This is a genomic window from Paenibacillus sp. FSL A5-0031, from assembly GCF_001956295.1.
Taxonomy (GTDB): domain Bacteria; phylum Bacillota; class Bacilli; order Paenibacillales; family Paenibacillaceae; genus Pristimantibacillus.
This window is the reverse complement of record NZ_MRTD01000001.1, coordinates 674,936-689,422: the sequence shown is the minus strand read 5'-3', so window position 1 is coordinate 689,422 and position 14,487 is coordinate 674,936. Positions and strand designations below refer to the sequence as shown.

Annotated in this window: 19 protein-coding genes; 4 read left to right on the top strand and 15 right to left on the bottom strand. The window is 41.8% G+C overall.

From position 1 onward, the window contains the following. Window positions 1-10: 10 nt before the first annotated feature. The 7 genes from BK120_RS03020 to BK120_RS35135 form a co-directional block, all read right to left on the bottom strand. Window positions 11-574, bottom strand: coding sequence for a manganese efflux pump MntP (locus BK120_RS03020; RefSeq protein WP_076265958.1), 564 nt, complete (start codon window positions 572-574; stop codon window positions 11-13). 71 nt (window positions 575-645) lie between these two features. Beyond that, complete coding sequence (locus BK120_RS03015; protein ID WP_076265957.1) at window positions 646-912, bottom strand: metal-sensitive transcriptional regulator; 267 nt, start codon at window positions 910-912, stop codon at window positions 646-648. A 75-nt stretch (window positions 913-987) separates the two neighbouring features. After that, entirely contained in the window at window positions 988-1,470 is a 483-nt protein-coding gene (locus BK120_RS03010; RefSeq protein ID WP_076265956.1) for a DsrE/DsrF/DrsH-like family protein, read from the bottom strand. 30 nt (window positions 1,471-1,500) lie between these two features. Next, a complete protein-coding gene (locus tag BK120_RS03005) occupies window positions 1,501-1,728 on the bottom strand; it encodes a sulfurtransferase TusA family protein (protein ID WP_076265955.1) in 228 nt (75 codons plus the stop codon). A gap of 15 nt (window positions 1,729-1,743) precedes the next feature. Then, a complete protein-coding gene (locus BK120_RS03000; RefSeq protein WP_076266133.1) occupies window positions 1,744-2,868 on the bottom strand; it encodes an MBL fold metallo-hydrolase in 1,125 nt (374 codons plus the stop codon). Window positions 2,869-2,929: 61 nt separating this feature from the next. After that, on the bottom strand, window positions 2,930-3,508 hold the full coding sequence (locus BK120_RS02995; protein WP_076266132.1) for a sulfurtransferase TusA family protein: 579 nt from the start codon (window positions 3,506-3,508) through the stop codon (window positions 2,930-2,932). 192 nt (window positions 3,509-3,700) lie between these two features. Next, entirely contained in the window at window positions 3,701-3,859 is a 159-nt protein-coding gene (locus BK120_RS35135) for a hypothetical protein (protein ID WP_179089729.1), read from the bottom strand. 147 nt (window positions 3,860-4,006) lie between these two features. On the opposite strand from BK120_RS35135, the gene BK120_RS02990 reads away from it, so the two are divergent. Next, window positions 4,007-4,192, top strand: a complete 186-nt coding sequence (locus BK120_RS02990; RefSeq protein ID WP_076265954.1) for a hypothetical protein — start codon at window positions 4,007-4,009, stop codon at window positions 4,190-4,192. Between the two features lie 32 nt (window positions 4,193-4,224). On the opposite strand, the gene BK120_RS02985 is transcribed toward BK120_RS02990, so the two are convergent. From BK120_RS02985 to BK120_RS02975, 3 genes are all read right to left on the bottom strand, one after another. Beyond that, window positions 4,225-4,866, bottom strand: coding sequence for a Bax inhibitor-1/YccA family protein (locus BK120_RS02985; protein WP_076265953.1), 642 nt, complete (start codon window positions 4,864-4,866; stop codon window positions 4,225-4,227). Window positions 4,867-4,938: 72 nt separating this feature from the next. Continuing rightward, a complete protein-coding gene (locus BK120_RS02980; RefSeq protein WP_083681537.1) occupies window positions 4,939-5,751 on the bottom strand; it encodes a GNAT family N-acetyltransferase in 813 nt (270 codons plus the stop codon). A gap of 54 nt (window positions 5,752-5,805) precedes the next feature. Continuing rightward, window positions 5,806-6,756, bottom strand: a complete 951-nt coding sequence (locus BK120_RS02975) for a helix-turn-helix transcriptional regulator (RefSeq protein WP_076266131.1) — start codon at window positions 6,754-6,756, stop codon at window positions 5,806-5,808. 158 nt (window positions 6,757-6,914) lie between these two features. Here BK120_RS02975 and modA point away from each other — a divergent pair, with 158 nt between their 5' ends. Further along, window positions 6,915-7,757, top strand: coding sequence for a molybdate ABC transporter substrate-binding protein (gene modA, locus BK120_RS02970; protein WP_076265951.1), 843 nt, complete (start codon window positions 6,915-6,917; stop codon window positions 7,755-7,757). Window positions 7,758-7,843: 86 nt separating this feature from the next. Here the strand turns inward: modA and BK120_RS02965 are convergent, their stop codons facing one another. Then, window positions 7,844-8,251 (bottom strand): tellurite resistance TerB family protein, encoded by a 408-nt coding sequence (locus BK120_RS02965; protein ID WP_076265950.1) that lies wholly within the window; start codon window positions 8,249-8,251, stop codon window positions 7,844-7,846. Window positions 8,252-8,403: 152 nt separating this feature from the next. Between BK120_RS02965 and BK120_RS02960 the strand changes: the two genes are divergently transcribed. Both BK120_RS02960 and BK120_RS02955 read left to right on the top strand, forming a co-directional pair. Next, window positions 8,404-9,306 (top strand): YihY/virulence factor BrkB family protein, encoded by a 903-nt coding sequence (locus BK120_RS02960; RefSeq protein WP_076265949.1) that lies wholly within the window; start codon window positions 8,404-8,406, stop codon window positions 9,304-9,306. A gap of 99 nt (window positions 9,307-9,405) precedes the next feature. Continuing rightward, window positions 9,406-10,230: an alpha/beta fold hydrolase gene (locus tag BK120_RS02955; protein ID WP_076265948.1), complete on the top strand. Its 825-nt coding sequence runs from the start codon at window positions 9,406-9,408 to the stop codon at window positions 10,228-10,230. A 124-nt stretch (window positions 10,231-10,354) separates the two neighbouring features. Here the strand turns inward: BK120_RS02955 and BK120_RS02950 are convergent, their stop codons facing one another. The 4 genes from BK120_RS02950 to prpB all read right to left on the bottom strand — a co-directional run bounded on the left by BK120_RS02950 (window position 10,355) and on the right by prpB (window position 14,479). Beyond that, window positions 10,355-10,864 carry a hypothetical protein gene (locus BK120_RS02950; RefSeq protein ID WP_076265947.1) on the bottom strand — a complete coding sequence of 170 codons (510 nt, stop codon included), beginning with the start codon at window positions 10,862-10,864 and terminating at the stop codon, window positions 10,355-10,357. Between the two features lie 145 nt (window positions 10,865-11,009). Further along, window positions 11,010-12,452, bottom strand: a complete 1,443-nt coding sequence (locus BK120_RS02945; RefSeq protein WP_076265946.1) for a bifunctional 2-methylcitrate dehydratase/aconitate hydratase — start codon at window positions 12,450-12,452, stop codon at window positions 11,010-11,012. 19 nt (window positions 12,453-12,471) lie between these two features. Next, entirely contained in the window at window positions 12,472-13,590 is a 1,119-nt protein-coding gene (prpC, locus tag BK120_RS02940) for a bifunctional 2-methylcitrate synthase/citrate synthase (protein ID WP_256710765.1), read from the bottom strand. Next, window positions 13,580-14,479 carry a methylisocitrate lyase gene (prpB, locus tag BK120_RS02935; RefSeq protein WP_076265944.1) on the bottom strand — a complete coding sequence of 300 codons (900 nt, stop codon included), beginning with the start codon at window positions 14,477-14,479 and terminating at the stop codon, window positions 13,580-13,582. The genes prpC and prpB overlap by 11 nt, the downstream gene beginning before the upstream one ends. Window positions 14,480-14,487: the final 8 nt, after the last annotated feature.

The following is a 14,487-nucleotide window of genomic DNA, read 5'->3' as shown; positions in this document are numbered from 1 at the left end:
TATCAGTCAGTTACAAAAAAATCTCCAAAAGGCCTATTACAATGAGTATCATACCGCCGATGAGCGTAGAATATTTACCTAACCATGTTCTAGCAATCTCATGTCCAATCCGCAATCCGATAGCAACGGTTATTAGTGAAAATATACCAACTGAAATTGCAGTCATTATCGGTGACGCACCACTAACACCTGCTCCAAATCCTGTAGCGATACAATTTAATGATAGAGCAAAACCTAATGAGATCGTTTCCTGCCAAGTAATAGATCTTTCCGAATCACTTGTCGCACGTAATGGACTTGTCGCAACCCTTGTCCTCTGTTTAGGCAATATGCTCCAAAGACCTAGAAGTATGATGACAGAACCACCAATTAAATCTGCATGCTGTTGACTCATAAAACCAGATATAAGGTGACCCATTGTTATTGCTAAATATGCTGCAGCCATGGCCAATATGGCAATAAACAAGTTTGAGACAATTGGAATTTTTGTTGATCGTGTGCCAAAGGATACACCAATTCCTAAATTATCAATATTAGAAGCAAGTCCAATGAGAATGATTGAAATTATATGCATAACTATACCTCCTCTACCATCCATTCTACTAAGTAGAGTATGCTAGAGAAGGTTATTAAGCTTGTGTTTTTTTACCGACTTTTCACGAGCAGCTCAATTGCTTCTTTAACCAGCTTATTCGTATCGCCGCCAGCGGACTGTTCTTCAATAATACATTGATGAAGGTTTTCCGCAACAATTTGGGCCATAGCTTTATCTGCTGCATTGCGTACTGCTGACAGCTGGCTCACTACGTCCTTGCAGGATTGCTGTTCATCCATCAATCTCAATACGCCTCGAACCTGACCCTCTATTCTTCTTAGACGTGTTTTCATTTCATCGGTATAAACATATGCCATGTTCTTAACCTCCCATTCGTTAACGTGTACATGTATGGGTATATTATAAACCAAAAAAGAGTATCATTTCATTGATTATATAAATAAGTTCACTTTTGCATCGGTGGCGTCGCCTAAGTAACCAGCTACACCGGCAAGTTGAATGTCATCGATTAGCTCTTCACGCTGCAAACCAAGAAGATCCATTGTCATTGTACACCCAACAAGCTTAACCCCTTGCTCCTGCGCAAGTTCAATGAGCTGCGGCAGTGATAACGCATTATGCTTCTTCATAACATGTTTAATCATTTTAGGTCCCATGCCGCCAAAATTCATTTTGGATAAGCCTAGTTTTTGCGGTCCTCTTGGCATCATCCAGCCAAAGGCTTTTTCAAGAAGCCCTTTTTTGGTATGGATTGCTTCATCCTTGCGCAAAGCATTTAGTCCCCAAAAGGTGAAAAATATAGTTACCTCGTGATCATAAGCAGCTGCTCCATTTGCAATAATAAAAGCAGCTATCGCTTTATCAAGTTCCCCGCTGAAGAGGACTATCGTTGTTTTTTCAGTTACAGCTTCCATATATGTTCTCCTCTCCATAATAAAATTCAGTTAAATTTTTTTCACTAGAAATGTGAACACGCCGTTTTCTTCCGTATGCTGCACGAGTTCATGGTTTGTTTTTCTAACCCAAGCCGTAAAATCATTTAAAGAACCTTTATCGGTTGATAATACCTCCATAAATTGTCCAGGCTTCAATCCATCCAGCGCTTTTTTTGCTTTTACGATTGGCATCGGGCAAGCCAGCCCTTTGGTATCAACGATTAGATCAGCTTTCATTATTCATTTCCTCCTCTAATTATCGTGAACGGCACAACGATTTGGACCGATTTCCATTTCGCGCTGCTCTTCTTCGTTAGGTGTGATTTTACCCATATTCGTTTGGCGTATTTCTTGGTAAGCGTTCGGATGCTGCGGCAGATTGTTGGTCACCATGCTGCGAAACGCAGCTTCATCCGATATTTGCAAGCCTGTATTGTTTTTATATACTTCGGATAAAACAGCGGCTACCCGCCCATCTTCTCCAAGCTCCGAGAACTTGCCGAAGTGTGCTGGAAGTACAATTAAATCCTGAGACAACTCCGGATAACGACTATATAACGTTCGACGAAGATCACCAACCCAATCTTCAGCGAGTCCAGCCAAATCTGGTCGTCCAATGGATTCAATAAATAAAATGTCACCAGTCAGCAAATACTGATCGTCTACTATAAACGATGTACTGCCGATCGTATGACCAGGTGAATAAATGGGTTGTATTTTTAATGTGGTATTGCCTACCTCAATATCGTGACCGTTCTCAAGTTTCGCATATTCAAATGTGACTTCTGCTGCATCTTTTGGAGGAAGCCAGTACGTTGCAGATTGTTGTTCTGCAAGCTTACGGCCGCCCGAGATATGATCCGCATGAAGATGGGTATCTATCGTATGCATAATGCGATACCCATTGTCATTCGCAAATTGCTCCAACACATTCGTCATTCTAGGGGCATCTATGACAGCAGCTTCACCGTCTGATACGATCATGTAGGACAAACAGCCTTTACCCATTCGTACAAACTGAAAAATAGTACCGCCTTGGCGCAAATTGCCAATTTTTACGGGCTCCAAATGCTCGCTCCACGACTTCATCCCGCCCTGCAAGTAATAAACATTAGACCTGCCTGCTGCCACGAGCAACTCTCCAACAAATATAGAAGAACCTTCTTTGGCGCATACAACGAGCACTCTTTTGTCTAATGGAATTTGTTCGATTATCTCCTCTACTCCCTCTAGCAGTTCAAAGTAAGGAATATTGAGAACCTCTATTCGACTTCCTTCGATTTTCCAATTCGCAAAGTCGCTTTCACTACGTACATCAAGGATGAAGAGGTCTTCTTTTTTGCTTAAAATAAGTTTTGCTAGCTGCCCGGCACTCATTCCATTTAACTGGTTTGATGAACTCACGGTGTATTCCTCCTCCTATGATGAGTGAGTGGTATTACTGTACATCATTCTCTAGTGGTCCTTCCCATTCGGACATACCTGGCAAGACATTGTACACGAGTTTGAACCCTTTATCAGCTAATAGCTGGCAAGCGATATCGCTGCGGGTGCCAGTGCGGCACACGATATGAAGCTCCTGATCAGGATCGAGTTCACTCGTCCGCATGTCAAGCTCTCCTAACGGAATTGATTTGGCTCCTGGAATGTGGTTAAAAACATACTCTGCAGTCTCACGTACATCTAAAATCATCATGTTCTCATTTGAAATAAGCTTCTTCATCAGATCTCCGTTACTCGATGTCTTCAAATAGTTGATTTCTTCTTTTATTTCATTCGGATTGGACTTTCTAAGGTAATGCTTCAATACCTCGCCATCCATAAGCGTACCCAAGTATTGATGCCCCGCATTTCTGCTCCACCCTTGGATGTCTGCCAATGATCCTTTATCCGTAGCAACTACTTCAATGACTTGTCCAGAAAGAAGCTCATTCATTGCTTTTTTCGTCTTGATGATGGGCATAGGACAAGCCAAGCCTTTGCAATCTATTGTTTTGTCTGCTTGAATGTAATTCATCATTTCTTGAACCTCCTTTGCGTTTATTAATAAATCATTCGAATTACATACCCATGGGGGTATCGAAAAAGGTGAAAAAATAACACAATACATATACCCCTATAGGTATAGGGTGTTGATAAAAATATACATGTTTTAAATGTAGATGTCAACGTGGCATCGCAATAAAAAAGACCGCCATTCAGCGGTCTTTTAGTAATCTCTTTCTTTATCCCTTTTTCTTCTTTCCTGATCTCTCTTCAAAGCACGCCTCAATTCATCTTTGTTTAGATTTCTTTTTGGCAGCTTTCCGTTTATTTCAAATAATAAAATAACAATCATCGTTAGCAGTAAAACGATTATAAACTCCATCTCTTTCCTCCTAGGATAAAGCTATACTGGGCACCGCTACGAACATTAAAAGGTGAAATAAACAATGAAAGATCTACTCTTTTTACCAACGGACTCAGATCGCATAATGAAAGCATAAGCATTGATTGGTAAGAGGAGGAATGGATTATGTTGTTTCATAACTATGTAGCAGAAAGTTTATGGAGGGATCAGCAGCAAGCTTTGGATAAGCGAATTCGTAGAGGGGATTTTATTGATTATGATTATGATATCAAAGCAGCTTCACCCGATAAATCAATGATTAAAAGATGGTTATTGACACGTAAAAAAAAAGGGGTTAATCCTCAAGTATGAAGATTAACCTTATTGGCAATTAGGACGAACGATTAATCATCCAGCAAGGATTTCACAAAACGTAGGGCGAACAAAATGATATTAACCAAATCAAGATAAATATTAACGATCATCAGTGGAATATCTTTGTCTTCAAAACCTTCCTTGGACATACGGCTAAAGTCATAAAGTGTATAACCGATGAAAATGAGTAATCCAAAGCCGGCATAAATGGTCTCCATCATCCCTCCGAAAGGGAAAATAAATTGCATAAGACCGATAACGATGAGCCCAATTAATGATGCGAACAAAAACCCGCCGAGAAAGCGAAAATCCTCTTTGGAGTAAGTAGCGTAGATTGCAAGGACTGCATAAACGAGTACAGCAACGGCAACGGTTTGAATGACGACCGATGTACCCATGGAGGCGATATAATAGCTTAAAGAAAACTGCAAGGTTGCACCAGATACAATCATAAACACGTACATCAGTGAGTAGCCAATTGCTGTTGATTTACGCAAAAACATGATGGCAATGATTAATCCAATCTCGACAATAAACAGTGGGATTCGTGCGGCGCTGGGAAGCATTGTTCCTATGTACATGCCGCCTACTGAAACAATTAAGGCAAAGAAAAAGGTTAGCATTAATTTTTGCATCGGTTTACCATAACCGCTTGACTGCGTATAGCTCATCTTATTTTTCTCCTGTCATCCATATTTATGGATCAATAATAGCATGAAAAGCATGAATACAAAATGTTATTTTTATTTTTTCATAATGGATCTCGTCCATGCGATATGTAATCCGGCTCTTTCCATATTATGTTGGCTGCTTGATCCGAAGCTAGCCTGTGCTACGACGAGCTCACAGCCTGCAAGATGCGCTTCATGCAGACGCCTATTTAATAGTGCTGTTTGCAGACCTTGGTTTCTAAATGTAGGGGCAGTAGCCGCTAGAGCACATGATGCGATTCCATCCTCATTCATATGCATGACACCTACACCTGCAGGTATGTCATTTAAATACGCGAGATAGATTTTCCACCCTTTTCGATTCAGTAAACCAATATTGTTATTAACAAAGTGGTGTTTATCGGACAATGACATGCCTGATCCTAGGCAGTGGATTTCAGCATAATGATCGAACGCCTCCTCTGTAACGACTTCCGAAATCGTGATATGAGGATGCAAAACAGGTTTATCTTCACTTGGCAGACCATAAAGAACAGAATGAAAGCCATTTTGTCGAAAACCGAGCTCTGCCAATTTCCCGAACAGAGCAGCAGTGCATTGTATAGGATCCAAATCGATCTGAAAGCTTCTGTCTCTTGCTTCATAAAACTTGATAATTTCCTCCAGCTTGTCGCTGTCCTCATCGCCCAAACCTTTTACTGAATTAAAAATGCCCCAAGGCATTGTTTTTATATAGTAAGCTGCAGCTTGGCCATAATGATTAATCTCGACTCCTTCAGGATTGCCTGGTCTCTCCCCTATGGAACTAATTCTTGATGTAAGATATTCCATTTCTGATTGCTGTATTCGTTTAATTAACGTTTCGTTCAAAATGGGAAGTTTCATCTCCATCCATCCTTGCGCATTATAATGGGATTCATCTGAAAGGTGAAATCTGCTTTAACATTCATAAAGAATATTTCCTGTCTGTGATAAGTCATAGCCGGAAATAGCTGCAAGCTCCTGTTGAAATGAAGCGGATTTCAGAATTTCGATAATCAAGTTAATGAGATCGCTATTCCCCGAATTTTTCATAATGACAAGATCATAACGTTCACTAACTAAAGGAATAAAGTCCACTCCAGTTACGATCGCTGCTGCTTTTTCTATCCCAACGCCAACATCTGCCTCGCCACCCGCCACTTTGGCTGCAACGCCTAGATGATTTGTCAGTTCGTCCTCATAGCCGAGAAGCTCGCGTGCCGAAATTTGATGTAATCGAAGCTGTTCATCTAACAATACACGAGCCCCGGAACCTTTTTCTCGATTAATAATACGTAAGTCTGGTTGAGCAAGATCGCTCCATCCTTCTAGGTTTTGCGGATTCCCCTTTTGGACAAATAGCCCAGCTTTCCTAGATAGCAGATTAATAACAACATATGAGGAGCCGACAAGCAGCTTGCGTATGTACGGAATATTATATTCGCCCGTGTCGCCGTCTAACAGATGGGTGCTTACGACATCGGATTGCCCATTGTACATGGAGATCAAACTGTCTAGACTGCCGGCATTAGACCGCAGTGGACGCAGTGTGTGTGTATATTTCTCAATATGCCTTCCGAGTATGTCCAGGCTGATGTCTTGTCCTGTGATGACAATGGAGCGAGCCCCATGGCTCTGGCGTGCTGTGCTTGCAGCATCTGGTTGAACTATTAAAGCGTCACGCAAGCTTTGCTGGTTCCCCTTTGAGCGCTGCTTATAGGCTTCTAAATCTGAAGCGTCCACTCTCATTTGTTTGCCTACTCGGTATGAGGCCAAATCACCTTTTTTAATGAGATCATAAACGGTTAATTTGGATATTTTGAGCAGCTTAGAGATTTCCTCTGTCGTATAGGAAATATTTTCAGATATGTTGATCACCTCTTAAGGATTGTTTGCAGTAATCATTATTGTAGCATAAACAACGGAAATACTGTGGTGATTCGCTTTACAAATCTATTTCCTTCACCTTATAATCGGAAAATGGATTATATCTATTTATATCTAACCATAACGAAAGAGGGTATTAAATGATTAATTTACTTAAAAAAAGCTATGTTTTATTGTGTTTGGTTATGATTATGGTTGTTGTAACGGCGTGTGGTTCGAATCAAGCAAATCAACCAAGCTCCACCAATCAAGCAGAAGCAACAGCAATTAGCACGGAAGCCCCTGCTGAAAATGTTGATTTAACGATTTCAGCAGCTGCAAGTTTAACGGATGCGTTAAAGGAAATTGAAACACAATTCAAAGTAATTCACCCTAATGTGAAACTGAATTTTAACTTTGGCGCTTCAGGCGCTCTTCAGAAGCAGATTGAAAGTGGTGCTCCTGCAGATCTGTTCCTCTCTGCTGCTTCCAAAAACATGAAGTCACTAGTAGATGCGAAGCTGATAGCTGAGGACAGCCAAACAAACCTTCTATCCAATGGTCTCGTGCTCGTCACTTCAAAAACGTCAAAAACGCAGCTTGCAACGGTTAATGATCTGTTGAACGCAGATGTTAAAACGATTGCAATTGGCATTCCAGAGAGCGTACCTGCTGGAAGTTATACGAAAGAAGCCTTGGAACAAGCGAAGCTATGGGATAGTTTGCAAACGAAGGTTGTTCAAGCGAAGGATGTCCGTCAGGTTCTCCAATATGTTGAAACAGGCAACGCTGATGCGGGTTTTGTTTATAAGACTGACGCCTTAACATCAGATAAAGTCAATATTGTACTTACTGTTGATCCTGCAACATACACGCCGATCACCTATCCGATTGGTATCGTAACAGCAACAAAGCACCTTCCAGAATCAAAGCAATTTTATGATTATCTTCAAACGGCAGAGGCAATGGCTGTATTTGAAAAATTCGGTTTTTCGAAGCCATAATGCATTTTTAATAAAGCAGTACTTAAAAAAACCTCTATTCTTCCACTGGGAAGAACGGAGGTTTTTTACTTATGTCTGCTATTTTATTAGGGGTTTAAAATAAGCTTAAGTCCTTCAATTTTGAGCTGATCCATACGAATAACCCAATTTTTAATGGATTCGCAAGTTTCTTCGTCTAGATTAAGCAGCTCTTTCATATCCTTTGTTAATTCTTTTTCATCGTCATTGTAGTCGCCGTCAGCGAATATGAGAAGCAGAATTTCTGCGAAAAAGATTTTTTTTACATGATCATCATTAATATTTCCTAGTATATCTGCTAACTGCTTTTCGGATGAAAAGCTTATTACGGTTTGCTGCATATCCATCTCTTGCATATACGATTGAAGAAATCCTTGTTCTTTCTTGTGAATGAACCCATCAGCATTTGCTGCAAGATGTGCTAATTCGAGAAATGCTTCTTTTTGCTCCTTGGTTTGTAGAAAATGTAAAAACATAAGGTCCACTCCCTTCATTCGAAAATATTTACTCATACTCTTATTCGACATGATTTGACTATTTCCTACTTGCTGCTTATCTTTTCTATTTCAATAAATGTTTTGTACCCTTCTATTTTGTTTAGTTTTATATCAAAAGGATGGTGGTCTTGATGAGTGAAAAATTCAACACGATGCAATTTATAAAATGCTTATACAGCCGTTTTCGTGAGGATGATGTACCTGCGCTTGGCGCACAGCTGACGTATTATTTGATCTTATCGTTTTTCCCCTTTCTTATATTTATGGTCAGCTTGCTTAGCTTTATCGAAATGTCTGGCGATAGCGTGATCGCAGAGTTTATTCGCCTTCTACCTGCAGAAGCAAGTGATACAATTAGCGGAATTCTTGCTGAAGTTGTAGATAACAGCAGCGGAACACTGCTGTCATTCGGTATGATTGCTACCATTTGGTCTGCTTCAAACGGTATTAATGCGATTTTGAAAGGATTGAACAAAGCGTACGATGTTGAGGAAAAGCGGCCGTTTTGGAAGGTACGAGGTATTTCGCTGCTATCAACCATTTTTTTAGTGGTCGTTATTGTTTTGGTCATGGTTATGCTTATTTTCGGTAAAGCTATTGGCGAATACTTATTTAAGTGGCTTGATTATCCGAATGGTTTCGAATGGATCTGGAATGTATTGAAGTATGTAATACCAATTTCCGCAATGACAGCCGCCTTTTCCTTGCTTTATTGGATTGTTCCTAACAGAAGGCTGAGCTTAAAAGAAGCTGTGCCAGGTGCTATATTTGCAACGTTTGGTTGGATTGCGACTTCGCTTGTTTTTCAGTTCTATATGAACAATTTTGGGAACTATTCGAAAACATACGGCAGTCTTGGCGGAGTAATCATCCTGTTGATTTGGCTCTACATTAGCTCTATCCTCATCATGCTTGGCGGTGAAATCAATGCTACGCTTGCTTCAGCAAAAAGCAAAATTCCACCCAATAACTCGGCTAGACATCGTTTTCGCATTCCGCTTAATCAGAATAAGGATATTAAAACGATAACATAAGTGGGAAATTCACAGCCTTGTACAGATACTGGGCGATTATTAACCTTAAATGGATTATAGGCATATGCTGAACAATCTGATTTTGAGGAGTAATGCTGCATGTATCAAATTGAACAAAACACGATTAACTACGCATATCCATACTCGGATGTTTTCGCAACCAGTGTAAGATTGATGCAGAGCGAACAGCCGCTCACTTTTGTTCTCGTTCATGGCTCCTGGGCGGATGCGAGCTTTTGGAATGGCATCGGTTATGAATTAACCAGTATGGGCCATACCGTGTTCGCGCCTGAATATCCCGGGCATGGTGCAGATCCTAATAAAAACGTCACTCATGAAATGATAAGTCATTCTGTTGCTGCTTCTATTGCGTCAAGAAATCTTCAGCAAATCATACTTGTGGGTCACAGCTTCGGAGGCTCAGTTATCCAAAAGGTTACAGAGCTGATTCCAGAGCGTATTAGGAGGCTCGTGTTTTTGGATGCTTTTGTATTAAACGACGGTGAAATGGTCGCCGATGAGTTTCCAGCCCCTGTAAAAGCTAGTTTCCAGCAGCTTAGGGAAAACTCGAAGGATGATACGATCATGCTGCCATTTTCGCTGTTTCGTGAAACATTTGTTAATTTGGCAAGCCTCGGCTTAGCGGAGAAAATGTACAGTATGGTAAGTCCAGAACCAGCAAAACCTTTTTATGAAAAACTCGATCTTAAAGTATTTTATAGTTTGAATATGCCGAAAAGTTATATTTTCTTAACGGAAGATAATGTTCTTCCACAGTACAACAGCGAATATGGATGGCATCCGCATATGTCCAACCGACTGGGCTTGTTCCGATATATCCAAGGTCATGGCGATCATATGTCAACTGCAAAGACGCATCCTGTGATGCTTGCTCATCGTATCTATGAAGCTGGAAGAGATTAACCGGATAAATCAGAATGAAGAAATGTTATTCCAAAAGCATCAAGTGAAACATAACAAGCGCGTGCCGATTAAATATCGGCACGCGCTTGTTGTGTTGCTTTCTCTCATAAATGTAAAAGGTTATTTAAGGAACGAATTGCTGGACGATGCGTACGATTTCCCCGTTCTTGATCGTCATATGATAAGGAAAGCTCTTCATATCGAAGTCGTCTTCCGTATTGATGAGTTCAATAAACTTTTTAACTGAAATCGGTTCATTCCAAACAATATCTGCATCATTAATATTGCCCGTTCGATTATAGATTTGCATAAGCACCTCAGCGTTATCGGCTATTGGTAAGTCACGCATTGTTTCATCATCATTCTCAATGTAATAACCATCTGGCGGGGCATCGAGCCCAGAATCCTTTTCACGCTCAAGGAAAATTTTTGTCGCTGCATCACCCTCGTACCAATCGATTTGGTCGATAGATAATGTGAAATGATTATTTTCCCCTTTTGTCATTGCAACGTAGCCAGTTATCATATCCGGTGTTTGTTCTACCGGTGTATATTCACGGCCTCCCGCCGGCGCAAAGCTAAAGGCCGTGAGACAAGCTATCGCAACAGTTGCGATCAATACATATTTTTTCATAGCGCAGACGCTCCTTCTATATGGTATATATTCTTATTCGGCTTACTTATACAATATAACGAAATGGGGGTGCAGAAAGTTACAGAAAAGCTACAAAAAAAATAGATTTTAAAAAGAAAAACCTGCGCTGTACGCAGGCATTCACCTAAATAACAAATAGTTCCATAAACTGCTGTACGGGCGTGTTCTCTAATACGTTTTGGTCTTGGCAAAGATCTAATATCGCTTGTGTTTGCTTGGATGGAAATCTACTCTTCAAACTGGCATCAAACTTCGCAAGCAAAAGCGGTATGGCTTCCTGACGTCTGCGCCGATGACCGATTGGGTACGCAATCTCGATCTTCTCAGTGGATGTTCCGTCTTGGAAAAACACTTGAATGGCATTGGCAATCGAGCGTTTATTAGCTTCCAAATAATCATGTGAGTAAGTAATATCTTCAGTCGTAACCATTTTCTTGCGAAGCTCATCGATACGACTGTCACTCGCAAAATCATCCTCATAATGCTCGGCAGTTAAATGTCCATGAATCAGGCCAATCGCGACCATATATTGAATGCAATGGTCACGATCCGCGGGATTATGGAGCGGTCCTGTTTTGTCGATGATTCGCAGTGCGGACTTATGTGTAGAAATGATTATTTTATCAATTTCATGCCATCTGTCCTTCACACTCGGGTGCAGCAAGATAGCAGCCTCCACCGCGGTTTGGCCATGGAATTCAGCGGGGAAAGATATTTTAAACAATACGTTTTCCATGACATAAGCTTCAAAATCCCGTTTAATGGAAAAGGAATTCCCTTTAAACAGCACATCATAAAATCCCCATTCCGGTGTAGTTAGTGCAGCGGGATAACCCATCTCTCCTTTGAGCGCCATCAATGAAAGCTTAAGCGCGCGAGCTGTGGCATCGCCGGCTGCCCATGACTTTCTCGAACCTGTATTTGGCGAATGACGATAAGTACGAAGCGGATGACCATCAATCCATGCATTGGATAAAGCATCAATAATTTCATCTGTCGTCCCGCCTAGCAGCGCAGTCACTACAGCAGTTGAGGCAACCTTCACGAGAATAACATGATCGAGCCCTACGCGGTTAAAACTGTTTTCAAGTGCAAGAATTCCTTGAATTTCATGAGCCTTGATCATAGCCGTTAGCACATCTCTCATGACAAACGGCGGTTTGCCCTCGGCTATGTTTTTCCTGCTTTCATAGTCCGCAGCAGCTAGTATGGCTCCAAGATTATCTGAAGGATGTCCCCACTCCGCTGCAAGCCAAGTATCATTGTAATCGAGCCAGCGGTTCATACATCCAATGTTAAATGCTGCAGTGATCGGATCAAGCTGAAACGAAGTTCCAGGAACACGAGCTCCATTCGGAACAAGAGTTCCCGGTACGGCCGGGCCTAGCAGCTTCGTGCACTCGGGATACCTAAGCGCCATCAACCCGCAGCCAAGCGTATCGATGAGACAATAGCGAGCGGTATTGTAAGCTTCTTCGCTAGTTATCGTATAATTTGCAGCATATTGTGCAATATCAACCAACACATGATCCGGCTTTGGCCTCTCATTACTCATTAAAGTGGACATTCGTTTTGCATCCTCCTCTTCACCGTTGCTCGATAGGCAGCCAAGGCAGTAAATCACTGCCGATATAATCAGCATTAGGACGAATGATTCGATTGTTTGCACGTTGTTCAATAATATGGGAAGCCCAGCCGCTGGTACGTGAAATAACGAAGATCGGTGTAAAAAGTGAGGTTGGAATGCCCATAAATCGATAGGCTGAGGCGCTGTAAAAATCCAAATTAGCAAATAGTTTTTTCTCTTGCAGCATTATTTTTTCTATAGACTCGGAAATTGGATAAATGATTGAATTCTCAGCCCCTGCAGATAGTTTATTTGACCAGTATTTAATAATATCCGATCGTGGGTCAGATACAGAATAAACACGATGTCCAAAGCCCATAATTAATTTTTTGTCCTTCAGCATTTGTCTAATCCCGATCTCGACTTCGCTCACGCTGCCGAATTGTTCAATCAGCTCCATCGCGGCTTCGTTGGCACCGCCGTGAAGAGGTCCACGGAGTGTGCCGATGCCAGTCGTAATGGCGGAATACATATCTGATAAAGTAGATGCAGTAACACGTGCTGCAAATGTAGAAGCGTTGAATTCATGCTCCGCATATAATACAAGAGAAACATCAAAAGCTTTCTCATGAAGCTCATTCGGGCGTTGATCATGAAGCAGCTGCAGAAAATGTCCAGCAACACTTTGTTGATCTGTCTCTGTATCAATCCTTCTCCCACTCTTCTGATAATGATACCAATACAATAAAATAGAGGCGCTGCAGGCTATTAATCTATCAGCGATGTGGTAAGCGTCACGCTCCTCATTTTCTGGTTCGAACGCAGCTAACGCCGAAACCCCCGTTCGAAGCACATCCATTGGGTGTGTACTGCTTGGCAGCTGCTCCAATATGTTCAATACACCTGCTGGCAGTTGTCTAAGTGACGCAAGCTTCTTCGTGTAATCTTTTAACTGGACATCGTTTGGCAGTGCTCCATATAACAATAAAAAAGCAGTTTCTTCAAAGCTGCCATGAAGGGCGAGATCATCAATCGAATAACCTCGATAGGTTAAGCCCTTTCCTGCTTTTCCGACTGTCGAAATCGAAGTCTGTCCCGCTATAACATCGGCGAGACCGCCTTGTTTTTTAGTTGTCACGACGGTTCTCCTCCTCTTTGACTCCATAAAGCTGATCCAGCTTCTCTTCATAGCTCAAATAATCGAGGAAATCATAAAGCTCCGCTCTAGTCTGCATAACATTTATGACATTTTTCTGTGTTCCTTCTTGTTTTATCGTTTCATAGACATGAAGAGCTGCTGCTGACATTGCGCGAAAGGCGGACAACGGATAAAGAGCTAAGCTGACGCCTGCATCCTCAAGCTCTTTTATCGTAAACAGCGGTGTTTGCCCGAACTCCGTAATGTTTGCGAGTATAGGAACCTTCACCGCATCAGCAAAGGCTTGATAATCCTCAAGTCTTGTAATCGCCTCAGGGAAAATCATATCTGCTCCGGCCTCCACACATGCGCATGCCCGTTCAATCGCTGCTTCTAAACCTTCTACCGCAAGCGCATCCGTGCGAGCCATAATGACAAACTGATCATCTTCTCTTGCGTCTGCAGCTGCTTTAATCCGATCAACCATTTCCTCCTTGCTTACGATCGCTTTGTTTGGACGATGCCCGCAGCGTTTAGCTATGATTTGATCTTCAATATGAACGCCAGCGGCTCCCGCGCGGTTCATCTGCTTAATCGTTCGCGCAATTTGGAAAGCTCCTCCAAAGCCCGTATCCACATCTACGAGCAGCGGCAGCTCTGTAACACTCGTTATTCTTCTTACATCCTCAAGACAATCCTGCAGCGTTGTAATCCCAAGATCAGGCAGACCGAACGACGCATTAGCAACACCTGCACCAGATAAATACAAAGCTCGAAACCCTGCTCTTTCCGCCATCATTGCCGAATAGGCATTTATAGCGCCTGCGATCTGCAAAGGCTTCTCGACTTGAAGCGCCTCGCGAAATCGCGTTCCGGGAGTACGACCCATCTCGCCAC